The 22,248-nt window shown below is 66.5% G+C and carries 21 protein-coding genes and 1 other RNA gene; 13 read left to right on the top strand and 9 right to left on the bottom strand.

Going from position 1 to position 22,248, the window contains the following annotated elements:
- Together ACQR1L_RS31580 and ACQR1L_RS31575 are read right to left on the bottom strand one after the other, a co-directional pair.
- The coding region (locus ACQR1L_RS31580) for a 5'-3' exonuclease (protein WP_434861817.1) at positions 1-1,072 on the bottom strand (1,072 nt) is incomplete at its 3' end.
- A 312-nt stretch (positions 1,073-1,384) separates the two neighbouring features.
- The gene (locus tag ACQR1L_RS31575; protein WP_434861816.1) at positions 1,385-2,437 is read right to left on the bottom strand and encodes an acyltransferase family protein; all 1,053 of its coding nucleotides are present in this window, start codon (positions 2,435-2,437) and stop codon (positions 1,385-1,387) included.
- Positions 2,438-2,588: 151 nt separating this feature from the next.
- Between ACQR1L_RS31575 and ACQR1L_RS31570 the strand changes: the two genes are divergently transcribed.
- The 4 genes from ACQR1L_RS31570 (at position 2,589) to ACQR1L_RS31555 (ending at position 8,786) form a co-directional block, all read left to right on the top strand.
- Positions 2,589-3,908 (top strand): UDP-glucose dehydrogenase family protein, encoded by a 1,320-nt coding sequence (locus ACQR1L_RS31570; RefSeq protein ID WP_434861815.1) that lies wholly within the window; start codon positions 2,589-2,591, stop codon positions 3,906-3,908.
- A 111-nt stretch (positions 3,909-4,019) separates the two neighbouring features.
- Positions 4,020-6,494 (top strand): ATP-dependent helicase HrpB, encoded by a 2,475-nt coding sequence (gene hrpB, locus ACQR1L_RS31565; RefSeq protein ID WP_434861814.1) that lies wholly within the window; start codon positions 4,020-4,022, stop codon positions 6,492-6,494.
- Positions 6,495-6,654: 160 nt separating this feature from the next.
- The gene (locus ACQR1L_RS31560; RefSeq protein ID WP_434861820.1) at positions 6,655-7,152 is read left to right on the top strand and encodes a TIGR02281 family clan AA aspartic protease; all 498 of its coding nucleotides are present in this window, start codon (positions 6,655-6,657) and stop codon (positions 7,150-7,152) included.
- A gap of 134 nt (positions 7,153-7,286) precedes the next feature.
- Positions 7,287-8,786, top strand: coding sequence for a phosphomannomutase/phosphoglucomutase (locus tag ACQR1L_RS31555; protein WP_434861819.1), 1,500 nt, complete (start codon positions 7,287-7,289; stop codon positions 8,784-8,786).
- A 58-nt stretch (positions 8,787-8,844) separates the two neighbouring features.
- On the opposite strand, the gene ACQR1L_RS31550 is transcribed toward ACQR1L_RS31555, so the two are convergent.
- The 5 genes from ACQR1L_RS31550 to ACQR1L_RS31530 all read right to left on the bottom strand — a co-directional run bounded on the left by ACQR1L_RS31550 (position 8,845) and on the right by ACQR1L_RS31530 (position 12,789).
- On the bottom strand, positions 8,845-10,311 hold the full coding sequence (locus ACQR1L_RS31550; protein ID WP_434861813.1) for a methyl-accepting chemotaxis protein: 1,467 nt from the start codon (positions 10,309-10,311) through the stop codon (positions 8,845-8,847).
- A 19-nt stretch (positions 10,312-10,330) separates the two neighbouring features.
- Positions 10,331-10,657 (bottom strand): hypothetical protein, encoded by a 327-nt coding sequence (locus ACQR1L_RS31545; protein WP_434861812.1) that lies wholly within the window; start codon positions 10,655-10,657, stop codon positions 10,331-10,333.
- A gap of 133 nt (positions 10,658-10,790) precedes the next feature.
- On the bottom strand, positions 10,791-11,291 hold the full coding sequence (locus ACQR1L_RS31540) for an Lrp/AsnC family transcriptional regulator (protein ID WP_257170229.1): 501 nt from the start codon (positions 11,289-11,291) through the stop codon (positions 10,791-10,793).
- 136 nt (positions 11,292-11,427) lie between these two features.
- A complete protein-coding gene (gene nudC / locus ACQR1L_RS31535; protein ID WP_434861811.1) occupies positions 11,428-12,366 on the bottom strand; it encodes an NAD(+) diphosphatase in 939 nt (312 codons plus the stop codon).
- 3 nt (positions 12,367-12,369) lie between these two features.
- On the bottom strand, positions 12,370-12,789 hold the full coding sequence (locus tag ACQR1L_RS31530; RefSeq protein ID WP_434861810.1) for an HIT domain-containing protein: 420 nt from the start codon (positions 12,787-12,789) through the stop codon (positions 12,370-12,372).
- A 148-nt stretch (positions 12,790-12,937) separates the two neighbouring features.
- Between ACQR1L_RS31530 and ffs the strand changes: the two genes are divergently transcribed.
- The 6 genes from ffs (at position 12,938) to ACQR1L_RS31500 (ending at position 16,937) form a co-directional block, all read left to right on the top strand.
- Positions 12,938-13,034: signal recognition particle sRNA small type (ffs, locus tag ACQR1L_RS31525), an RNA gene on the top strand.
- Positions 13,035-13,180: 146 nt separating this feature from the next.
- On the top strand, positions 13,181-15,028 hold the full coding sequence (locus tag ACQR1L_RS31520) for a DNA polymerase III subunit gamma/tau (protein WP_434861809.1): 1,848 nt from the start codon (positions 13,181-13,183) through the stop codon (positions 15,026-15,028).
- A 76-nt stretch (positions 15,029-15,104) separates the two neighbouring features.
- Positions 15,105-15,425, top strand: coding sequence for a YbaB/EbfC family nucleoid-associated protein (locus tag ACQR1L_RS31515; protein WP_006611474.1), 321 nt, complete (start codon positions 15,105-15,107; stop codon positions 15,423-15,425).
- A gap of 20 nt (positions 15,426-15,445) precedes the next feature.
- Positions 15,446-16,045, top strand: coding sequence for a recombination mediator RecR (gene recR, locus ACQR1L_RS31510; protein WP_008964175.1), 600 nt, complete (start codon positions 15,446-15,448; stop codon positions 16,043-16,045).
- A 19-nt stretch (positions 16,046-16,064) separates the two neighbouring features.
- Complete coding sequence (locus tag ACQR1L_RS31505; protein WP_434861808.1) at positions 16,065-16,490, top strand: hypothetical protein; 426 nt, start codon at positions 16,065-16,067, stop codon at positions 16,488-16,490.
- 66 nt (positions 16,491-16,556) lie between these two features.
- Positions 16,557-16,937, top strand: a complete 381-nt coding sequence (locus tag ACQR1L_RS31500; protein WP_434861807.1) for a hypothetical protein — start codon at positions 16,557-16,559, stop codon at positions 16,935-16,937.
- 1 nt (position 16,938) lies between these two features.
- On the opposite strand, the gene ACQR1L_RS31495 is transcribed toward ACQR1L_RS31500, so the two are convergent.
- Together ACQR1L_RS31495 and ACQR1L_RS31490 are read right to left on the bottom strand one after the other, a co-directional pair.
- Complete coding sequence (locus ACQR1L_RS31495; protein WP_434861806.1) at positions 16,939-18,318, bottom strand: AmpG family muropeptide MFS transporter; 1,380 nt, start codon at positions 18,316-18,318, stop codon at positions 16,939-16,941.
- Between the two features lie 43 nt (positions 18,319-18,361).
- Positions 18,362-19,618: a DNA recombination protein RmuC gene (locus ACQR1L_RS31490; protein ID WP_434861805.1), complete on the bottom strand. Its 1,257-nt coding sequence runs from the start codon at positions 19,616-19,618 to the stop codon at positions 18,362-18,364.
- A gap of 169 nt (positions 19,619-19,787) precedes the next feature.
- On the opposite strand from ACQR1L_RS31490, the gene def reads away from it, so the two are divergent.
- From def to truA, 3 genes are all read left to right on the top strand, one after another.
- Positions 19,788-20,315 (top strand): peptide deformylase, encoded by a 528-nt coding sequence (gene def, locus ACQR1L_RS31485; protein ID WP_315787129.1) that lies wholly within the window; start codon positions 19,788-19,790, stop codon positions 20,313-20,315.
- Positions 20,316-20,454: 139 nt separating this feature from the next.
- A complete protein-coding gene (gene fmt, locus ACQR1L_RS31480; RefSeq protein ID WP_434861804.1) occupies positions 20,455-21,390 on the top strand; it encodes a methionyl-tRNA formyltransferase in 936 nt (311 codons plus the stop codon).
- A gap of 117 nt (positions 21,391-21,507) precedes the next feature.
- Positions 21,508-22,245 (top strand): tRNA pseudouridine(38-40) synthase TruA, encoded by a 738-nt coding sequence (gene truA, locus ACQR1L_RS31475; RefSeq protein WP_434861803.1) that lies wholly within the window; start codon positions 21,508-21,510, stop codon positions 22,243-22,245.
- Positions 22,246-22,248: the final 3 nt, after the last annotated feature.

Below are 22,248 nucleotides of genomic sequence, written 5' to 3'. Positions count from 1 at the left end.
CTCCGGAGGGACCGCCCGTGGGGGACCCCCCTCCCTGACCCTCCCCCACAAGGGGGGAGGGAACGGAGAGAGCAGTGCCCGCCTTACTCTTGAAATTCTCGTCCGCCGTCACGTCAGCCGGATCGATCTGCGAATACTCCGCGACGCGCCGCGTCAGCGTCGAGAACTCCATCGCCTTCAGGAACGCGATGAGCTTGCGCGGGTCGGGCTCGTGCACGGCGAGGTCGTCGAGCGGCACATCGAGGGCGACCTTGTCGTCGAGCAGCACCAGCTGGCGCGAGATCCGCGCCTTCTCGGCGTTCTCGATCAGCGCCTCGCGCCGCTTCGGCTGCTTGATCTCGGATGCGCGCGTCAGCAGGCTCTCAAGGTCGCCATAGTCGTTGATCAGCTGCGCCGCGGTCTTGATGCCGATGCCAGGCACCCCCGGCACGTTGTCGGTGGAATCGCCGGCCAGCGCCTGGACCTCGACCACCTTCTCCGGCGGCACGCCGAATTTCTCGACCACCTCGGCGGTGCCGATGCGACGGTCCTTCATGGTGTCGTACATCGTGACGCAGTCGTTGACGAGTTGCATCAGGTCCTTGTCGGACGACACGATCGTGGTTGTGGCGCCGCGTTCGCAGGCGAGCCGCGCATAGGTCGCGATCAGGTCGTCGGCCTCATAGCCGGCCTGCTCCAGGCACGGCAGGTCGAAGGCGTGCACGGCCTCGCGGATCAGCGCGAATTGCGGGATCAGGTCATCGGGCGCCGGCGGCCGGTGCGCCTTGTAGTCGGCATAAATCTTGTTGCGGAACGTGACCTCGGACTTGTCGAACACGATCGCCAGATGCGTCGGCCGGTCGGTCTCGGGCATGTCGCGCAACAGCTTCCACAGCATGTTGCAGAAGCCGAGCACGGCATTGACCTGCAGCCCGTCGGACTTGCGGTTGAGCGGCGGCAGCGCGTGATAGGCGCGGAAAATGTAGGACGAGCCGTCGACCAGGAACACATGGTCGCCTTTGGCCGCGCTGTGGACAGCGGCAGGCGCAGGAGGGGCGGGCGTGGCGGCGGCTTTCTGGGGAGCTTTGGGCATGGCCGCAATGTAGGGAATTTGACCGCGATTGACACCCTGGGAACGGCAGATTCCGGCGCGTTCCCCACGCAAATCGGTGGCTGTGGAGCGCTCGCCAGGCGCGTCATATTCCGCCGTCGTCCCGGGCAAGCCCTGACGGCGCGAAGCGCCGGCGGGCCGCCGACCCGGGACCCATGCTCCGTAGCGGTCGTGAGGCGTCAAGCTGGAGCCACAGCGTGCCTCACACCGAGGATTGTGGCTATGGGTCCCGGGTCGGCGTCCGCCAACGCTCGCGCGTTGCCGGACTTGCCCGGGACGACAGCGAGGATGTGGCTACTCGGCCGCCTGCAGCACGGCCTTGGATTTCGGCGGCGCGATCCAGAACGCGATCGGCCGCTCGAACAGGAAGCGGGCGCCGACAACAAGCGCGAGGCGCCAGATCACGAGCGCGCCGAGCACGCCGGCGATGGTGACCAGCAGCGAGATCGTGCCGACGTCGGCGATGATCCCCGTCTTCAGCAGCACGGTGCGGGTCGCCGCCATCGGCAGGAAGAAGGCGAGATAGATCACGATCGAATGCTCGCCGCAGAACCTGAGCGCGGTGAGCAGTTGGGCGCGCGCGAGCAGCGTGCCGGCGACGATGATGGCGACCGCGCCGGCATAGCCGAGCGTCAGGGAGATCACCGGCCACTCGCTGATGCCGAGCGTCACGAGGCCCTGGTTGATCACCGCCCAGGCCAGCAGGCCGGCGACGGCCAGCAGGGGCTGTGCCCGCGCGCGGTCCGACACTGCGAAGATGTAGTTTGCGAACAGATAGCCCGAATAGATGTAGACGAAGCGGGCGCAGAACTCGTCGATGACGGTCCAGCCGGTCACGATATGCGACATCTCGAGTCCCGCGGCGATGCCCCAGATCACGGGTGCCGGGGCCTTCCGCGTCAGCTTGATGACGACGAAGAAGATCGGCAGCAGGTAGATGAACCACAGCGTGCCGAACGGCTCGATGAAGGACTCCAGATACAGGTAGCCGGCATGCTGCCAGCCGGAGGCGGCGGCGAAGCCGGGCGCCTTGAAGCCGAACTGGATCGTCACCCACAGCACGTAGAAATAGGCGAAGTGCACGACCTTGCGGTCGATGTAGGTGCGCCAGTCGCGATCGATCACCAGCGGCAGGAACAGGCCGGAGATCAGGAAGAAGTCGGGCATCCGGAACGGCTTGGCGAAGGCGACGACGGCATGCATGAAGCCGGTCTCGCCGGCGGCGAGCTCCACGCCGAGCACCGAGTGCATCATCACGACCATGATGATGCAGATGCCCTTTGCGTAGTCGACCCAGTCGATGCGCGCCTCGGTTCCCACCGTTTGCGGCGTGCCATTTGCGGTCATGCTGTCCCTCTCTGGCGCGGAGCTGCCGCATCTTCGGGCAGAGCCGTTAATACTCCCTGCTGTCATCCAAACGTCATGCCGTTTTCTAAATTCCCCTTGGGCCGCAAATGGTCTAAGACGCTGAAGTATTAACCTTGAAGGGTGGGTTTCTATGCGAATTGCGATGATCGGCACGGGCTATGTTGGGCTGGTGTCCGGTGCCTGCTTTGCCGATTTTGGGCATCAGGTCACTTGCGTGGACAAGGACGAGAGCAAGATCGCCGCGCTTCATCGTGGGGAAATCCCGATCTTCGAGCCCGGGCTGGATGCGCTGGTCGCGGCCAATGTGAAGGCCAAGCGGCTCGATTTCACCACCGATCTCAAGCAGCCGGTTGCCGAGGCTGATGCCGTCTTCATCGCGGTCGGCACGCCGTCGCGGCGCGGCGACGGCCATGCCGACCTGTCCTACGTTTATGCCGCAGCCCGCGAGATTGCCGCGTCGCTGACCGGCTTCACGGTGGTCGTGACCAAATCGACGGTGCCGGTCGGCACCGGCGACGAGGTCGAGCGCATCATCCGCGAGACCAACCCCTCGGCCGATGTCGTCGTCGCCTCCAACCCCGAATTCCTGCGCGAGGGCGCGGCGATCCGCGACTTCAAATGGCCTGACCGCATCGTCGTCGGCACCGACGACGAGCGCGGCCGCAAGGTGCTCGGCGACATCTATCGCCCGCTGTCGCTGAACCAGGCGCCGGTGATGTACACCGCGCGTCGTACCGCCGAGCTGATCAAATACGCGGCGAACGCGTTCCTCGCCACCAAGATCACGTTCATCAACGAAGTCGCCGATCTCGCCGAGAAGGTCGGCGCTGACGTCCAGGAGGTCGCGCGCGGCATCGGCCTCGACAACCGCATCGGCGCGAAATTCCTGCATGCCGGCCCCGGCTTCGGCGGTTCGTGCTTCCCGAAGGATACGCGCGCGCTGATCAAGATCGCGCAGGATTACGACACGCAGCTGCGCATCGTCGAATCCGTGCTGGCGGTGAACGACAACCGCAAGCGTGCGATGGCGCGCAAGGTCGCGCACGCGGTCGGCGGCAATCTGCGTGGCAAGACGGTCGCCGTCCTCGGCCTCACCTTCAAGCCGGAGACCGACGACATGCGCGAGGCGCCGTCGATCCCGCTGGTGACCGGGCTGCTCGACATGGGCGCCAAGGTGCGCGCGCATGATCCGGTCGGCATCGAGCAGGCCAAGAAGGAGCTGCCGGAGATCGCCTATTTCGACGATCCCTATGATTGCGCCGCCGGCGCCGATGCCATGGTGCTGGTGACCGAATGGGTGCAGTACCGCGCGATGGATCTCGATCGGCTCAAGCAGGTGATGGCCCATCCGGTGGTCGTAGATCTGCGCAACGTCTATCGTCCGGACGAGATGGCGGCCCACGGCTTCGTCTATGAGAGCGTCGGCCGTCCGTCGGTGACGGGGGCCTGACACGCCGTTGTCATGGGCCGCGCAGGCGGAGTATGCACGACGACCGATTGCCGCGAGGTGATCTGCACTGACTGGATCACCCGCTTCGGCGGGTGATGATTGGTTGATCGATTGCCCCTTCGCTTCGACACGCCGCTGCCGATCGACGCCGTGCTGGACGAATTGTCCGGCACGCTCGAACGCAGCAACACCGCCGTCCTGGTGGCACCGCCGGGCGCCGGCAAGACCACGCGGGTGCCGCTGGCGCTGCGCGATGCGCCATGGGTCGGGGACAAGAAGATCATCGTGCTGGAGCCGCGCCGCATCGCGGCCCGCGCCAGCGCCGAGCGCATGGCCAAGTCGCTCGGCGAGCGCGCCGGCGACACCGTCGGCTATCGTGTGCGCTTCGGCTCGAAGGTGTCGCGCGTGACCCGCATCGAGGTCGTCACCGAGGGCATCTTCACACGGCAGATCCTCGACGACCCCGAACTGACGGGCGTTGCGGCCGTGCTGTTCGACGAATTCCACGAGCGCTCGCTTGACGCCGATCTCGGCCTCGCTCTGGCACGCGATGCGCAGCAGGGCCTGCGCGAGGATCTCCGCATCCTCGTGATGTCGGCCACCCTCGACGGCGCCCGCGTCGCCGGCCTGCTCGGCGATGCGCCGGTGGTCGAGAGCGAGGGCCGCGCCTATCCGGTCGAGACGCGCTATGTCGGCCGCAAGCCGGATGCACCGGTCGAGCGGCAGATGGCCGAGACCATTGCGAGCGCCCTACGCGCCGATGCCGGCTCGGTGCTGGCCTTCCTGCCCGGCGCCGCCGAGATCCGGCGCACCCAGACCATGCTCGCCGAGCGCGTCCACGACGCCAGCATTGAGATCGTGCCGCTGTTCGGCGCGCTCGACGCCGCGGTCCAGGACCGCGCCATCTCGCCGGCGCCGAAGGGCCACCGCAAGGTGGTGCTGGCAACCTCGATCGCCGAGACCTCGCTGACCATCGAGGGCGTGCGCATCGTAGTCGATTCCGGCCTCGCCCGCGTGCCGCGCTACGAGCCGGATATCGGCCTGACCCGGTTGGAGACGGTGCGGGCCTCGCGCGCCGCCGTCGACCAGCGCCGCGGCCGCGCCGGACGCACCGAGCCCGGCGTCTGCTACCGGCTGTGGGACGAGCCGCAGACGGCCTCGCTCGCGGCCTATACGCAGCCCGAGATTCTCAGCGCCGATCTGTCCTCGCTGGTGCTCGACCTCGCGCAATGGGGCGTCAGCGATCCCGCGAGCTTGAGCTTCCTCGATCCGCCGCCGCAGCCGGCCTGGAAGGAGGCCCGGGGTCTCCTCAACGAACTCGGCGCGGTCGATGCCGACGGCCGGTTGACGGATGAAGGGCGCCGGCTGCGGGCGCTGGCGCTGCCGCCGCGGCTGGCGCGGATGATCGTCGATGCCGCCGATCACGGCGCGGCCGCGCAGGCTGCCGACATCGCGGCGATCATCACCGAACGCGGGCTGGGCGGCGACAGCGTCGATCTCGAAGTCAGGCTCGATCAGTTCCGCCGCGACCGTTCACAACGGGCGCAGAGCGCGCGCGACATGGCGCGCCGGTGGGCGCAGCAGGTCAGTACCGCCTCGTCGTCGCAAGGGGCAGGGGAGCTGACCACCGGTCTGATGCTGGCCTTCGCCTTCCCCGACCGTGTCGCCCGCAATCGCGGCAATGGCAGCTTCGTGCTGGCCAATGGCCGCGGCGCGGCGGTCGAGCAGACGTCGTCGCTGGCGCGCGTGCCCTATATCGCCGTCGGCGAGCTGACCGGGACGGCCGCCAGCGGCCGCATCCTGCTGGCTGCGCCGCTCGCGATCGAGGACATCGAGCGCCACTTCGCCGCGCACATCGAGGCAAAGGACGAGGTCAGCTTTGATTCCACCGCGATGGCGCTGCGGGCGCGGCGCCGGCGCAAGTTGCATGCGATCGTGATGGCCGATGCGCCGGTGGCGCTGACGCCATCGGAGGACACTGCGCGCATCTTCGCGGATGGTCTCTGCGCGGCCGGGCTGGACCGGCTGCCCTGGTCGAAGGCCGCCAAGCAATGGCGCGACCGGGTGACCTTCCTGCGCAAGGCCGAGGGCGACAGCTGGCCGGACCTGTCGGATACGGGCCTGACCGCGCGGCGCGAGGATTGGCTGGTGCCGCTGCTCGCCGACAAGATTTCGCTGAAGGAGGTGTCTCCCGGCGATGTGTCGGATGCGGTGATGGCGCTGCTGCCCTGGGATCTCCGTGCCCGGCTCGACAAGGAGGCCCCGACCCATTTCGAGGCGCCGACCGGCACCATGCTGGCGATCGATTACGAGGCCGAGCAGGGTCCGACCATCGCGGTGCGGCTGCAGGAGCTGTTCGGGCTGAACGTCCACCCGTCGATCGCCCGCGGCGCGGTGCCGCTTGTGCTGGAGCTGCTCTCGCCGGCGCAGCGGCCGGTGCAGGTGACACGCGATCTGCCTGGCTTCTGGCGCGGCTCCTATGCCGCCGTCCGCACCGACCTGCGCGGCCGCTATCCCAGGCATCCCTGGCCGGAGGATCCGGCCAGCGCGGTGCCGACCCGGCGCGCCAAGCCGCGCGGGACCTAGCTGATGCAAATTATACCGCCGGCCTGGCCGACGTTAACGCTTCACTCATCGTTTTCGCCAAAATGGCTTCGGCAGCCGGTCCGCCTCAGTCGCCCCCCAGCGGCTTTGATGCTCCAATCGGAGGCGGTGTAGCGTTGGATAGCGTTGTATGCGTAACATCATGATCTTCGCGGCTGTGCTCGTGGGGCTCGGCACCTTCATGGCGCAGCTCGCCGATCGTCTGACGCCCGCATCGGCTGCCGCGACGCCCTCCGCCCGTGCGGCGACGATGGAACCGGTCGCTGCCGGCCGCAGCCTCAGCATCCCCACGGACCGCCGCGGTCATTTCCGGGCCGACGGCCGCATCGACGGCCAGCGCATCAGCTTCATGGTCGATACCGGGGCCTCGATGGTGGCGCTCAACGAGAGTTCGGCGGCCCGTTTTGGCCTCCGCCCGGCCCGCGGCGACTACACCGCGACGGTGACCACCGCCAACGGCACGGTCAAGGCCGCGCGGGCCCGGCTCGCGATGGTCGAGCTGGGCGAACTCACCGTCCGTGACGTCGACGCGCTGGTGCTGCCGGACGCGGCGCTGTCGGAAAACCTGCTCGGCCTGTCTTTCCTGTCGAAGCTGAAGCGCTTCGCCTATGCCAACGGGCAGATGGTGCTGGAGCAGTAGTAAACCAACGCCGGATATCCTGTGGCCGCGTGCCTTAACGCATCTCGATAAATCCCGACTGTTGGCCTTCCGCTTGCTTGCTACTTTCGGTAAGGCTCTATCGTCGATTTTCCGAGAAGGCGTCATTTTCCATGTTGTTCCCGAAGCCCAAGCCCGTCCTGGTCCCCAACACCTACGCCTTCGAATCCGAGCCGATGGTGAAGCCGACGGGCTTCCGCGAATATGACGCGCGCTGGCTGTTCAACAAGGAGATCAACCTGATGGGGGTGCAGGCGCTCGGCATGGGGCTGGGCGCGCTGATCGCCGAACGCGGTGTCAAGCCGGAGATCGTCACCGGTCATGATTTCCGGGGCTACTCCGCCTCGATCAAATACGCGCTGATCTCCGGGCTGATGGCCGCCGGCTGCAAGGTGCACGACATCGGCCTGGCCGTGACGCCGATGGCCTATTTCGCGCAGTTCGAGCTCGACGTGCCCTGCGTCGCGATGGTGACGGCCTCGCACAACGACAATGGCTGGACCGGCGTGAAGATGGGCGCCAACCGGCCGCTGACCTTCGGGCCTGAGGAGATGACACGGCTGAAGGAGATCGTGCTCAACGCCGAGTTCAAGAACGAAGGCGGCGGCTCCTATCAGTTCCACGAGAATTTTCCGGCGCGCTATATCGCCGATCTCACCAACCGTCCCAAGCTGAAGCGCAAGCTCAAGGTCGTCGCCGCCTGCGGCAACGGCACCGCGGGTGCGTTTGCGCCGCAGGTGCTGGAGGCGATCGGCTGCGAGGTGATCCCGCTCGACACCGAGCTCGATCACACCTTCCCGAAATACAATCCCAATCCCGAAGACATGGAGATGCTGCACGCCATTCGTGACGCCGTGCTCGCCCATAAGGCCGATGTCGGCCTCGGCTTCGACGGCGACGGCGACCGCTGCGGCGTGGTCGACAACACCGGCGAGGAGATCTTCGCCGACAAGGTCGGCGTGATGCTGGCGCGCGACATGTCGGCGATTCACAAGGATGCGCAGTTCGTGGTCGACGTGAAATCGACTGGCCTGTTCATGACCGACCCGGTGCTGCAGGCGCAGGGCGCGAAGACCGAATATTGGAAGACCGGCCATTCCTACATGAAGCGCCGCACCAACGAACTCAAAGCGCTCGCCGGCTTCGAGAAGTCCGGCCACTTCTTCTTCAACAGGCCGTTCGGCCGCGGCTATGACGATGGCCTGGTCTCGGCGATCGCGATCTGCGAGATGCTCGACCGCGCGCCGGGCAAGTCGATGGCTGATTTGAAGGACGCGCTGCCCAAGACGTGGTCGTCGCCGACGATGTCGCCGCATTGTGGCGACGAGGTCAAATACGGCGTCGTCGATGCCGTCGTGAAGCACTTCCAGGCGCTGCAGCAGCAGGGCGGCAAGGTAGCGGGTCAATCGATCCGCGATCTCGTCACCGTCAATGGCGTCCGCGTCACGGTCGAGGACGGCAGCTGGGGGCTGGTGCGGGCGTCATCGAACAAGCCGGAGCTTGTCGTCGTAGTCGAAAGCCCGGTGTCGGAGCAGCGGATGCACGACATGTTCGAGGCCGTGAATGTCGTGCTGCGCACGCATCCGGAGGTCGGCGCCTACAACCAGACGATCTGACGCGACAGCGCGAGCATGCCGACCACGAGGCATGCTCGCCGACGTTCAGCGATGCGAACTAAGCGGCTCGCAGCGACTTCAGGAATTGATCGACCTCGGACTTGAGCCGCGCCGATTGCGAGGACAGGCCGTTCGCGGATTCCAGCAGCCGGGACGCCGCTCCGCCGGTCTCGTTGGAGGCGTTCGTGACGCTGCCCATGCTCTGGCTGACCAGCCGCGTGCCTTCCGAGGCCTGCTGCACATTGCCCGAGATCTCGCCGGTCGCGAGGCCCTGCTGCTCGACCGCGGTGGCGATTTCCTTGGAGATCCCGTCGATCTCCGCGATGGTCCCGCCGATCAGCTGGATGGCGCTGACGGCATCTCCGGTGGCGCTCTGGATGCTCTGCACCTGGCTGGAGATCTCCTCGGTCGCTTTCGCGGTTTGATTGGCCAGCGCCTTCACCTCGCTGGCCACGACGGCGAAGCCCTTGCCGTGCTCGCCGGCGCGGGCGGCTTCGATGGTGGCGTTCAGCGCCAGAAGATTGGTCTGGCTGGCGATGGTCTGGATCAGCGTCACCACCTCGCCGATCTTCTGCGTGCCCGCGGCAAGGCTTTCGACGACGCTGTTGGTGCGGCGCGCCTCCTCAGCGGCTTTGGCGGCGATTTCCGCCGAGCGTGTCACCTGCTGGGAAATGCTGCCGATCGAGGCCGTCAGCTGTTCGGTCGCGGCCGCGACCGTCTCGACATTGGTCGAGGCGCGCTGTGAGGCCTGGGCGGCCGCCGATGTCTGGCGTGAGGCTTCGCTGCTGTTGCGGCTCATCAGGGATGACAGGTTCTGCACTTCGTTCGCGGCGACTGCCACCGCCTCGACGATGCCGCCGATCTTGCGCTCGAACCCCTCGGCAAGGGCGCGGCGCGCGGCCTCGCCCTGGTCCTTGGCACGGTGCTCGGCCTCGATCCGCTCGGCGTTGGCACGCGCTTCGGCCGCGATCGCCGCGTTGGCTTCCGCGGTCTTGCGCATGCTGGTTTCGAACAGCTGAGTGAGCTTGAGCGCGAGCGCGACCAGGACGCCCGCCTCGATCAGGAGGATCACGGCATGCAGCACCACCCGGCCGAAATCAGCGCCGCCTGGATAGATGGCGGCTGGAAAGACAAAGTTCAGCACCAGATGGTGGAGCGCGACGGCGACGGTTCCGGCCACGATGGGCCGATAGTCGCAATAGGCGACGAGGCACGCCAGCGCGGCGAAGAAGTACATGTGCATGTCGATCTGCCACGCATGCCCGGACATCTGATAGACGAGCACGGACACGCCGCCCATGAGGGCGACCGCGACGGTGAGCTGGGTCGACAGGCTATCACCGGCGCTGCGCCAGGAGAGCGTCGCCACGACGGCGAGCGCGGCCATCATCATGGTCGGCATCATCCAGTCGCCGCGCGACAGTCCGATGATGAGGGACAGTGGAACGTGAATCCAGAGCACCGCCAGCAGGAGCTTGCTGGTCGTGCCACGGAGAATTGCCAGATCGTCGGTCTCGCCGGTCATTCCCATCCCCCGATATTGATCATTTTGTAAGGCAGGCGGAGACCGCTTGCGGGTCGATGATGAGCCAGGCTCCCGCCTCGCGCAGCCGCGCCAAGCCGTCATGATCTCCGGGCCGGACCACCAGCAGCGACGATAGACTCGTCGTGCGCACGAGAGCGGCGTCAGCCGACGCTGTAGCCAGCATCGTCTGCTGCGCGCTCCACCAGGGTGGAAAGGCGACGGCCACGATCTCGCGTCCGGGACGGACCTGCAGCGACAGCGCTGCCACCCCGACGAAGCTCGCGATCAAGAGGGCAATTGCATTCAGCCAGGCGCGCGACGACGAAGGTATGGTTGCACCGGACATCATCACATCTGAAGATAGATGGATGGAGATAACTTCCGGTAAACGATAACCGGAGAGGACGTAAAAATCCGGGCCAAGGCCGGCGACGATCCTGCGGCATGACCCAAGTGACCGGCCGGACTTCCCGGCTGACCTAGACCGGCGGCACCGGCAGCGCGGTCACCGACTTGATCTTCTCCATCGCGAAGCGCGAGGTGACGTTCTTGAGCGGCACGGCGCTGATCAGCTTCTTGTAGAACACGTCATAGCTCTGCATGTCCGCGACCACGACGCGCAGCATGTAATCGACATCACCGGCCATCCGGTAGAACTCCATGACCTCGGGCATCGAGCTGACGGCTTCGGCGAATTTCTTGAGCCAGGCCTCGGAATGGTCGGCGCTCTCCACCGAGACGAACACGGAGATGCCGAGCCCGATCTTGTACTGGTCGACCAGGGCCACACGGCGCAGGATCACGCCATCCGCCTCCAGCCGCTGGATGCGCTTCCAGCACGGCGTCGAGGACAGCCCGACCCGGTCGCCGATCTCGGCGACGGAGAGGGACGCATCCTCCTGCAGGACCATCAGGATCTTGCGGTCGATGGCGTCGAGCCGGCGGTTGGCTTCGGGGCTCTGGGCGGAGACGTCGGACATGGAGAAATTTGTTCCATATGAAGGTCAGGAAACCCTCATATAGAGAAAATCGTTCCAAAGCAAGGATCGGCCATTCACGCCCCTGATGCGGTCGGACGAGAGGGTGATTTTGCACGGCGATGGTGTTTGGGTGCCTTCAGACGCCGTCCTTGAGCCAGCGTCCGACCAGATGGTGGGCAATCGCGAACGGATGCGGACCAGCCAGCCCGTCCGGATGCTGCCGCTGCAGCATGAGCCGGGCCTCGTCGCGGCTGAACCAGCGGACGTCCTCGAGCTCGTTGCGGTCGATGACGATGTCTTCGTTCAGCGCCCGCGCACTGCAGCCGATCATCAGCGACGAGGGGTAGGGCCAGGGCTGGGTCATGTAGTAGGCGACGTCGGTGCAGCGGATGCCGGACTCCTCGAACACCTCGCGCCGGACGGCGTCCTCGATCGTCTCGGCGGCTTCGACGAAGCCGGCGAGGCAGGAATACATCCCGGCCGGAAACTGCTTCTGCCGGCCGAGCAGGCAGTTGTCGCCCGAGGCGACCAGCGAGATCACGACCGGGTCGGTGCGCGGGAAATGCTCGGTCTTGCAGTTCGGGCATTCGCGCTTCCAGCCGCCCTCGCGCATCGCGGTCTTGGTGCCGCAATTGGCGCAGAAGCCGTGGCGCTGATGCCAGGACACCATGGACTTGGCCATCGCGATGGTCGCCAGCTGGTCCACCGGGATCGCGCCCTGCATCGCCATCCCGCGCAACTCGGTCACCGAGACGTCGTCGCGGCCTGCGAGCTTTTCGACCGCCGCCGGCGAGATGCCCATGCCGAACACGGCCGCGCCCTCCTGCAGGCCGAGGAAGATCGTGCCGGGATTGGCGCCGAATTTCAGCGCCTCGTCGATCGACAGCAGGGCGCGGAGCTGGTCGCCGTCACGCTTCAGCACCAGCGAATCGCGATGCACCACGTAAGCGCGCGTCGACGGCTTGCTCTCGAAAGCCAACAGCTTGTCGTCATGAAAACGCAGATGCGCGGCGCGCTCGATCGGATGGCCGACGAAGGCCGGCTTGCCCAGCGGAAACAAGTCGAATGGCGACATCTCTCACCCTAGCCAGATCTTGCGCCTGATCGCGCCGATGAAACTCTCGACCTCCTGCGGGTCGTGCGGCACAGGAGGGGCGACGCCCCACACCGGGCGCGGCCACGCCACGTCACTGGTGCGGCGCGCGATGATGTGGACGTGCAACTGCGGCACCATGTTGCCAAGGGCGGCGACGTTGAGCTTGTCGCATTTGGTGATCTCCTTGACCGCGCGTGAGACTCGCGTGATCTCGGTCATCAATTGGGCCTGGGCGACCTCGTCGAGATCGATGATCTCGACCGCGCCTTCGCGGCGCGGCACCAGCAAAAGCCAGGGATAATTGGCATCCTTGATCACCAGCACGCGCGACAGCGGCAGGTCGCCGATATTGATCGTGTCCTTCGCAAGTTGCGGATGCAGCGACCAGGCTGATTCGGGCATGCGGTGGTGTTCCTGGCAGGGCGGTCAGGCGGGAAGATCGACGGCACCTAAAGCCTTTCCGAGCTGCGGCACAAGCCCGCGGACGGACGGGCCGGGCCGGCGAAGCTCGCGCTTGCTTTCCGAGCCGTTTGGCCCCAAATAGGCAGCGGGAGATTGGCGGTGGACGAGCCACTCGCCAACCGGGTCAGGTCCGGAAGGAAGCAGCCCTAACGAGGTCCGGATCGGGTCGCTCGTCAGTCTCCTACCTGTTTTCTCGAGCGAATCGCGCAAAGTTGGCGGGGACCCCGCGCAGGGCGGGCGCTCGACCGCACTCCGGTTGATTGCGTCGAGGCCGTTTGCGTCGACGACCGCAATCGATGCCGGCCTGGAATACTCACTTGCGGATCGCTCGATGACTGACGCTGGCGCCCCACCCGTTCCGCCCGACAGCGCCGACGCTCCCGCCAAGCCCTACCGGGTGCTGGCGCGCAAATACCGCCCCTCAAGCTTCGCGGATCTGATCGGCCAGGAGGCCGTCGTTCGCACGGTCTCGAACGCGTTCGAGACCGGCCGCATTCCGCAGGCCTGGATCCTCACCGGCGTCCGCGGCGTCGGCAAGACGACCACCGCCCGCATTCTGGCTCGCGCCCTGAATTACGAATTGCCCGATGGTTCGGTGAAGGGGCCGACCATCCACATGCCGGTGCTCGGCACCCATTGCCAGGCGATCATGGAAAGCCGGCACATGGACATCCTCGAGATGGACGCGGCGTCCCACACCGGCGTCGACGACGTCCGCCAGATCAATGACAGCGTGCGCTATGCGCCGGCCAGCGCGCGCTACAAGGTCTACATCATCGACGAAGTCCACATGCTGTCGACGGCGGCGTTCAACGCCTTCCTGAAGACGCTCGAGGAACCGCCGGAGCACGCCAAATTCGTGTTCGCGACCACCGAGATCCGCAAGGTGCCGGTCACGGTGCTGTCGCGCTGCCAGCGCTTCGATCTCCGCCGCGTCGAGGCCGACGTGCTGATGAAGCACCTCGCGGGCATCGCCACCAAGGAAGGCGTGACGATCGAGCCCGAGGCGCTCGGCATCATCGCGCGCGCCGCCGAAGGCTCGGTGCGCGATTCGCTGTCGCTGCTCGACCAGGCCATCGCGCACAGCGCGGGCGAGGTGCGCGCCGATGACGTCCGGCAGATGCTCGGCCTCGCCGATCGCACCCGCGTCATCGACCTGTTTCATCACCTCGCCAGCGGCGACATCGCCGCGGCTTTCAAGGAATTCCGCGAGCAGTATGACGTCGGCGCCGATCCCGTGGTCGTGCTGTCCGACCTTGCCGAATTCGTGAACTTCGTCACCCGCGTGAAGGTCGTGCCGGCCACCGCCGACAACGTCGCCTTCAGCGAGACCGAGCGGCTGCGCGCGCGCGACTTCGCGACCAAGCTGTCGATGCGCGTGCTGTCGCGGATGTGGCAGATGCTGCTCAAGGGCATCGCCGAGACGCAAGGCGCGACGCGTCCGGCGGCCGCGGCCGAGATGGTGCTGGTACGAATCGCCTATGCGGCCGATCTGCCGACCCCGGACGAAGCCATTCGCATGATCGACCAGAATGGCGGCGGATCGCCGGTTCTGACGAATGGCGGCGGCGGCCGCTCTGCACCAGCGCCGGGCAAGAGCGCGGCAGCGCCGCCGGTGATGAGTTCGGCATCGATGCAGGCCCCGCGTATGCAGGGGCCGACGCTGGCCGCGGTCGGCGGCGGCATGCGCCCGCAGGCGATGGCGTCGCAGCCGGCACCAGCCCAGCAGGATCAGCCCGCGCTGCGGCTTGGAAGTTTTCAGGAGCTCGTTGCGCTCGCCGGGAAAAATCGCGACCTGATCACCAAGAGCGCGCTCGAGATGGACGTGCGCCTCGTCCGCTTCGAGGAGGGCCGCCTCGAGATCGCGCTGGAACGGACCGCGCAGCGCTCGCTTGTCTCGGACCTCGGGCGCAAGCTCGAGGATTGGACCGGCCGGCGCTGGACCGTGATCGTCTCCAACGAGCAGGGCCAGGCGACCTTGCGCGAGCAGAACCTGCGCGCCAAGAGCGAGCGCGAGGCGGCGGCCGAGGCTGACCCGCGCGTGCAGGAGATCCTGGCACGGTTCCCGGGTACCAAAGTGATCGAAGTGCGTCGGCTCGCCCCCGAGCCGCCCGAATCCGACGCCAGTGCTGTCGAGCCGCCGGACGAGTCCGATTCCGACAATGATGATGATTTCTAGAGCATGATCCGGAAAAGTGGGAACCGGTTTTCCGAAAGATCATGCTCACCAAAAAGGCTGATGACGAGGTGCTCCGATGGCTGACTTTCTCGGCATGATGAAACAGGCGGCGCAACTGCAATCGAAGATGCAGGAGATGCAGGCCGAACTCGGCAACGTCGAGGTCGAGGGTATCTCCGGCGGCGGTCTCGTCGCCGTGCGCATGACCGCCAAGATGGATGTGAAGTCGATCAAGATCGATCCGTCGCTCCTGAAGCCGGAAGAGGCCGAGATCCTGGAAGATCTGCTGGTCACCGCGCATGGCGACGCGCGCCGCAAGGCGGAGGCCGCGATGCAGGAGAAGATGCAGGCCATCACCGGCAAGCTCGGCCTGCCGCCGGGCTTCGGCTTCGGTTAGTTCATGATCGTCGTGACCTGATGGCCGTCGCCGGTCCTGAAATCGAGCGCCTGATCCAGTTGCTTGCGCGCCTGCCCGGCCTCGGGCCGCGCTCGGCGCGGCGCGCTGCGTTGCATCTGATCAAGAAGCGCGAGGCGCTGATGGTGCCGCTGGCGTCGGCGCTACAGGTCGCGATCGACCGCATCCAGGTGTGCAAGACCTGCGGCAATATCGATACGCAGAGCCCCTGCACGGTGTGCACCGATCCGCGGCGCGATCCCGCGATGATCGTGGTCGTCGCCGATGTCGCCGACCTCTGGGCGTTGGAGCGCGCGAAGGCCAGCAATGGCCGCTACCACGTGCTCGGCGGCACGCTCTCGCCGCTGGACGGTGTCGGCCCGCAGGACCTCACCATCGACGCGCTCGTGCAGCGCGCGCATGCGCCGGAAGTGTCCGAGATCATCCTGGCGTTGAACGCCACGGTGGATGGCCAGACCACGGCGCATTACATCACCGACCTCCTGCAGGAGGCGAACGTCAAGGTCACGCGGCTGGCGCACGGCGTGCCGGTCGGCGGCGAGCTCGACTATCTCGACGAAGGCACGCTCTCGGCCGCCATGCGGCAGCGGACCTTGTTCTAAGCACAGACGGAAGTGAATGATGACGAATTGCGGATTCGGCAAACGGCTGGCTTTGGGCGCGATTTGGATGGCGCTCTCAGTGCCCTCCGTGCTCGCCCAGCAGGGCGAGGTGGCGCAAAAGGCCGGCAAGCCGCTCAACACCGGCGACGTGCTGTCGGGCGAATTGAACGCGCTGAAGGTCAAGGGCGCCAAGCCGGGCCAGCCCACCGCCGCCTATCAGATCACCAGCGAGCCGCGCCGCCTGCCGCCGCCGAGCGGCCTGTGCAATCTCGAGACCGGCCCGGAGACGTTCCAGCTGGTCACTGCGACGCCCGCGCAGGCGTCGCAGCTGAAGGGCCTGCTCGGCAAGCAGATCGCGGTGAAGGTCGACGAGATCGCCTGCGCTCAGGACGCCGGGCAGATCAGCGAAGCTGTCGTGACAAAGTGGAGCTTGGTAAAGCGGTGATCCTCGGCTAAGCTCCCCTACAATAGCACCCTATGTTAACTGGTGTGTATCTGTGTGGGAGCGCCGATGAAGGTCGGATTGGTGTTCGTTACAGCGGCACTTTCGACAATCTCGGCGGCAGTGTCCGAGGAAGCCGCCAAGGTCGATCTCGGCTATCCCGATGTTGCTGCTGCCATGGCCGGCCTGGGGGCCAAACCGGGCGTCACGCGCTCTACGCGATCCGGATGGACCATCTTCGAGGATCTCGAGTCAGGCGCCGTCTGGTCGTTTTCACCCGAAGGTCACACGGCCTATCCCACGGCGATTCGCCGCCGCATCGTACAGGAAGGCGACGACATCTTCATCGAGATGGACATTCGGTGCGAGGCAGTGAAGCCGGCCTGCGACTCTGTCGCCGCGGAGTTCGAGCGTGTGAACGACAAGGTGCGGCAAGAACTGAAGCGTTAGCTCAGACGCGGCTTTGCAAACCATCGAAATGTCCGCGCCGCTGCAGCCAGGCGAGCAGCACGAGACTCGGGACCGCCACCAGCACGCAGATCACGAAGAACAGCGGCCAGCCGGTCGCCTTCGCGACGTAGCCCGCGCCTGCTGACAGATAGGTGCGGCCGACCGCAGCGAGCGCGGTGAGCAGCGCATACTGGGTCGCGGTGTGCAGCGGATTCTGGCACAGCGCCGAGAGATAGGCGACGAAGATCACCGTGCCGATCGCACTGGTGAAGTTCTCCGCCGAGATCGCCAGCGCGAGCGCCCATTGGTTGACGCCGACGATGGCGAGCCAGGAGAACGACAGGTTCGCCAGCGCCTGCACCACGCCGCCGATCCAGAGGCTCGTGGCGAGCGAATAGCGCCGCGCGACGAACCCGCCGGCAAAGCCGCCGGCGAGCGTGGCGGCGAGGCCGACGCCCTTCACGATCGCGGCGTAGTCGACCTTGGTGAAGCCGAGGTCGATCACGAACGGCGCGGTCATCGTGCCGGAGAAGGCGTCGGTGAACTTGAACAGCACGACGAAGGCGAGCGCGGCGAGCGCATCGCGGCGGCCGAGGAATTCGACGAATGCGCCGGCGGCGGCCTGGGCCACGCGAGTGAGGGCGGTCTCGGCGCCCATGGCGGCTTCGGCCTGTTTCGACTGTGCCGGCTCGGTGGCGGCCAGCGCCGTGATGGTGCCGATCAGCACCAGCGCGGCCATCACGACGTAGCCCCACATCCAGGACGTCGGGCGGGTCAGCCCCGAGCTCTCAAAGGCGCTGACCACGACGAGCGCGCCGGCGGTCGAGACCAGCATGCCGATGCGATAGGCCGCGACATAGGCCGCCATGCCGGCGGCCTGCTCGCTCTCCGGCAGGCTCTCGACACGGAACGCATCGACCACGATGTCCTGGGTCGAGGAGGTCGCGGCCACTAGCAGCGCGGCCAGCGCCACCATGAACGGCGCGTGCGCCGGGTCGGTCAGCGCCAGCAGCATGATGGCGCCGATCAGCAGGAGCTGCGCGAACACCAGCCAGCCGCGGCGGCGCCCGAACGCGCGCGTCAGCAGCGGCACGTGCAGCGCGTCGACCAGCGGTGCCCACAAGAACTTCAGCGTATAGGGCGTGCCGACCAGCGCGAACAGTCCGATGGTTCCGAGATCGACGCCGAGCTCGCGCATCCAGATCTGCAAAGTCGAGCCCGACAGCGCCAGCGGCAGGCCGGAGGAGAAGCCGAGGAACAGCACCACGAGCACGCGCGGCTGCAGGTAGACGGCCATGCTCTCGCGCCAAGTCGGAGTGGGCTTGGCGTCAGGCTTTGCAGAGTTCGCTGTGAGGTCGGAGGTCGCGTCGGGTGCGGTCATGACCGGTTGGTAGCAGATTTGCGCGGCTGTCGCGACGCCGCCATCACTCCCCCGCCTGCATCCGTCCCGCCAGCGGAAACAGGTCCGGCGTCGTGCCCGTGCCCGGCGCGATCCGCGGCGAGTCCAGCGGCGCATCCTGCTTGCTGAAATCCAGTTCTTCGATCCGGGCGGCGCGCTTCTCGATCTTGTCGGCGGAGATCAGGATCTGGCGGATGTCCTCGCCGACGTCGCCGAAATGCTTTTGCAGCTTGAGCACGCGCTCGCGCAGGCGGCTGAGATCGTCGCCGAGATGGATCACCTCGTTGCGGATCTGGTCGGCGGCGTCGCGGATGCGGGCATCCTTCATGATCTGCTGCATGACCTGGATCGCGAGCATCAGCAGCGACGGCGACACCAGCACGACGCGCGCGCGATACGCCTTCTGGATGATGTCGTCGAAGCCGTCATGGATCTCGGCGTAAACGGACTCGGATGGCACGAACATCAGCGCCGTATCCTGCGTCTCGCCGACGACGAGATACTTCTCAGCGATGTCGTTGACGTGCCGCAGCACGTCGGTGCGCAGGCGCTGCGCAGCCGCGCGCTTCTCTTCGTCCGTCTCCGCATCGTGCAGCGCCGTCACGGCCTCCAGCGGAAACTTGGCGTCGATGCACAGCGGCCTGCTGTCGGGCAGGAACACCACGCAGTCGGGCCGCTTGCCGCCGGCGAGCGTGTACTGGAACGCGTAGCTGCCCTTCGGCAGCCCGTCCTGGACGATCGCCTCCATCCGCGCCTGGCCGAATGCGCCGCGCGACTGCTTGTTGGCGAGCACGTCGCGCAACGTGGAGACCTGCGTGGTCAGCTCGCTGAGATCGCGATGCGCGTTGTCGATGATGCCGAGCCGTTCGTGCAGCACGCGCAAGGAATCCATCGTGTGGCGGGTGGTCTGCTCCATCGACTGGCCGACGCGGTGGGTGACGGCGTCGAGCCGTTCGTTGACGCTGCGGGCGAGATCCACCTGCCGGCCGGCGAGCAGTTGCGCCATCGCGTCGACCCGGCCGGAGGCCTCGCTCTGCACCCGGATCATCTCGCCGAACCGCTGTTCGATCTCCTCCGTGCGCAGCGCCTGCTGGGCGGCAAGCTCCGCGCTGCGCCGTCCAGAGCGGGCCACCGCCAGGCCGATCATCACGAGCAGCAGCAGCACCAGCACGCCGAACCCGATCAGCGCGTCGCTGGCGCGGACGGGCAGGTCGCCGATCATGACGACGACAGGATTGAGCGCAGAATTCAGCGCAGGATTCAGCGATGGGCTGGCGGTCATCACCCCCGTCTATCCGATTCGCAAACCGTCGCGAACGAAGAGAGAACATTTATGGTTAAGGCCGGGTTAAGACGTATGGTTAACGGATCGTTGAAATTCATGGTTAGCGAAGTCTTAACCGCGCGTCCTCACATTGACCGCGCCTGTTCCGGGGCTTAAATCGCGCGCCATGTCCCTTAGAGAAATCATCATCCTGCCGGACCGGCAGCTCCGGCTGGTGTCCAAGCCTGTCGAGAAGGTCACGCCGGACATCCGGCAGCTGGTCGACGACATGTTTCAGACCATGTACGACGCGCCCGGCATCGGGCTGGCGGCGATCCAGGTTGCGCAACCCCTGCGCGTCATCACCATGGATCTGGCCAAGCCGGATTCCGGCGGCGAGACCAAGCGCGAGCCGCGCGTGTTCATCAATCCCGAGATCATCGCCAAGTCAGATGAGCTGTCGGTGTATGAGGAAGGCTGCCTGTCGATCCCCGAATACTACGAGGAGGTCGAGCGGCCGGCACGCGTGCGCGTGCGCTTCACCGATCTCGACGGCGTGGTCCGCGAGGAGGACGCCGAGGGCCTCTACGCCACCTGCATCCAGCATGAGATCGACCATCTCAACGGCGTGCTGTTCATCGACTACCTGTCGAAGCTCAAGCGCGACCGCGTGATGAAGAAGTTCACCAAGGCCGCCAAGCGCGCGGGCGAGTAACGATCAACTCTCTCCTTCGTCATGCCCGGGCTTGACCCGGGCATCCACGTCTCGCCGCTTGTCTTGGTCGCGCGACGTGGATGGCCGCGACAAGCCCGGCATGACGGCGGAGTAGAGGCTTTGCAGGGTCTTCGACCACATGCCGCTTCGCCTGATCTTCATGGGCACGCCGGATTTCGCCGTGCCGACCCTGCTCGAACTCGCCGGCCACGGCCACGAGATCGTGGCCGTTTATACGCGTGCGCCGAAGCCCGGCGGTCGCCGTGGTCTGGCGCTGGTGCCGACGCCGATCGAGACCGAGGCGCGCCGGCTCGGCATCCCCGTGCTGACGCCGAAGACGCTGAAGACCGAGGAGGCCTTGGCCGAATTCCGCGCGCACGAGGCCGATGCCGCGGTGGTCGTCGCCTATGGCATGATCCTGCCGCAGGCGATTCTCGATGCGCCAAGGCTCGGCTGCTACAATCTGCACGCCTCGCTGTTGCCGCGCTGGCGCGGTGCCGCGCCGATCAACCGCGCCATCATGGCGGGTGATGCCGAGAGCGGCGTGATGGTCATGAAGATGGATGTCGGTCTCGATACCGGCGACGTCGCCATGGCCGAGCGGTTGCCGATCACGGATGCGATGACGGCGTCGGACCTACACGACAAGCTGTCCCGCATCGGCGCCGACCTGATGGTCCGCGCGATGGCGGCGCTGGAGCGCGGCGGGCTGACACTGACGAAGCAGGCCGAGGACGGCGTGACCTATGCGGCCAAGATCGAGAAGGCCGAGGCGCGGATCGACTGGGCGAAGCCTGCGCACGCCGTGCTGCGTCACATCCACGGCCTGTCGCCGTTCCCCGGCGCCTGGAGCGAGGTCGTGTTGGACGGCGAGGCGGTGCGCCTCAAGATCCTGCGCTGCGCGCTGGCCGACGGCACGGGCGAGCCGGGCACCGTCCTCGACGATCATCTCACCATCGCCTGCGCCGGCGGCGCCATCCGCATCACCGAGCTGCAGCGTGCCGGCAAGGGGCCGATGAAGGCCGCGGATTTCCTGCGCGGCACGCCTGTCGCGCCGGGCCTGCGCTTCGGTTAACCTTCTCAGCTCGTCATGCGCGGGCTTGACCCGCGCATCCATCTCGCGAACAAGCTTCGTCCCTGGATGGATTGCCGGGTCCAAGCCCGGCAATGACGGCCACATGCGATCGAGGCGATGCCCCGCTACAAGCTCACCATCGAATATGACGGCACTCCCTTCTGCGGCTGGCAATTGCAGGAGACGCTGCCGTCGGTGCAGGGGGCGCTCGAAGCCGCGGTGCAGGCGACCTGCGGCGTGCCCACCCGCGTGCACGGCTCCGGACGCACCGATGCCGGTGTCCACGCCACCGGACAGGTCGCGCATTGCGATATCGAGAAGGAATTCCGCCCCGACAAGCTGCGCGACGCGCTCAACGCGCATCTGCGGCCCAATCCTGTCGCGGTGCTCGACGCCGAGATCGTGCCCGACACCTTTGAGGCCCGCTTCTCCGCGCGCAAGCGGCACTACCGCTATCGCATCGTCAACCGCCGCTCCAACCTCGCGCTCGAGGTCGGCCGCGTCTGGCGGGTGCCGCAGCGGCTCGATTCCGATGCGATGCACGTCGCTGCGCAACGCCTGATCGGCAAGCACGACTTCACCACGTTCCGCGATACCGAGTGCCAGGCGAAGTCGCCGGAGAAGACGCTCGATCAGCTCGATATCGCGCGAGATGGCGACGCCATCACGATCATCACCTCCGCGCGCTCCTATCTGCACAGCCAGGTACGCTCGATCGTCGGCTCGCTGGTGTGGGTCGGGCAGGGCCGCTGGACCGCGGATGATCTCGCGGCCGCGCTCGCCGCGCGAAACCGTGCAGCGTGCGGCGTTGTCGCGCCGCCGGAGGGGCTGTACCTCGTCAGGGTCGACTACTGATCA

This window comes from Bradyrhizobium sp. HKCCYLR20261 (assembly GCF_051168435.1).
Lineage (GTDB): Bacteria > Pseudomonadota > Alphaproteobacteria > Rhizobiales > Xanthobacteraceae > Bradyrhizobium.
This window is presented reverse-complemented; position numbering and strand designations above follow the sequence as displayed.

Excerpts from the sequence above, each read along its gene's own strand:
- ACQR1L_RS31575 (WP_434861816.1), bottom strand. The coding sequence starts at position 2,437 with ATGACCGCAAATGGCACGCCGCAAACGGTGGGAACCGAGGCGCGCATC.
- ACQR1L_RS31570 (WP_434861815.1), top strand. The coding sequence starts at position 2,589 with ATGCGAATTGCGATGATCGGCACGGGCTATGTTGGGCTGGTGTCCGGT.
- ACQR1L_RS31560 (WP_434861820.1), top strand. The coding sequence starts at position 6,655 with ATGATCTTCGCGGCTGTGCTCGTGGGGCTCGGCACCTTCATGGCGCAG.
- ACQR1L_RS31550 (WP_434861813.1), bottom strand. The coding sequence starts at position 10,311 with ATGACCGGCGAGACCGACGATCTGGCAATTCTCCGTGGCACGACCAGC.
- ACQR1L_RS31545 (WP_434861812.1), bottom strand. The coding sequence starts at position 10,657 with ATGTCCGGTGCAACCATACCTTCGTCGTCGCGCGCCTGGCTGAATGCA.
- ACQR1L_RS31540 (WP_257170229.1), bottom strand. The coding sequence starts at position 11,291 with ATGTCCGACGTCTCCGCCCAGAGCCCCGAAGCCAACCGCCGGCTCGAC.
- nudC (WP_434861811.1), bottom strand. The coding sequence starts at position 12,366 with ATGTCGCCATTCGACTTGTTTCCGCTGGGCAAGCCGGCCTTCGTCGGC.
- ACQR1L_RS31530 (WP_434861810.1), bottom strand. The coding sequence starts at position 12,789 with ATGCCCGAATCAGCCTGGTCGCTGCATCCGCAACTTGCGAAGGACACG.
- ACQR1L_RS31520 (WP_434861809.1), top strand. The coding sequence starts at position 13,181 with ATGACTGACGCTGGCGCCCCACCCGTTCCGCCCGACAGCGCCGACGCT.
- ACQR1L_RS31515 (WP_006611474.1), top strand. The coding sequence starts at position 15,105 with ATGGCTGACTTTCTCGGCATGATGAAACAGGCGGCGCAACTGCAATCG.
- recR (WP_008964175.1), top strand. The coding sequence starts at position 15,446 with ATGGCCGTCGCCGGTCCTGAAATCGAGCGCCTGATCCAGTTGCTTGCG.
- ACQR1L_RS31505 (WP_434861808.1), top strand. The coding sequence starts at position 16,065 with ATGACGAATTGCGGATTCGGCAAACGGCTGGCTTTGGGCGCGATTTGG.
- ACQR1L_RS31500 (WP_434861807.1), top strand. The coding sequence starts at position 16,557 with ATGAAGGTCGGATTGGTGTTCGTTACAGCGGCACTTTCGACAATCTCG.
- ACQR1L_RS31495 (WP_434861806.1), bottom strand. The coding sequence starts at position 18,318 with ATGACCGCACCCGACGCGACCTCCGACCTCACAGCGAACTCTGCAAAG.
- ACQR1L_RS31490 (WP_434861805.1), bottom strand. The coding sequence starts at position 19,618 with ATGACCGCCAGCCCATCGCTGAATCCTGCGCTGAATTCTGCGCTCAAT.
- def (WP_315787129.1), top strand. The coding sequence starts at position 19,788 with ATGTCCCTTAGAGAAATCATCATCCTGCCGGACCGGCAGCTCCGGCTG.
- fmt (WP_434861804.1), top strand. The coding sequence starts at position 20,455 with ATGCCGCTTCGCCTGATCTTCATGGGCACGCCGGATTTCGCCGTGCCG.
- truA (WP_434861803.1), top strand. The coding sequence starts at position 21,508 with ATGCCCCGCTACAAGCTCACCATCGAATATGACGGCACTCCCTTCTGC.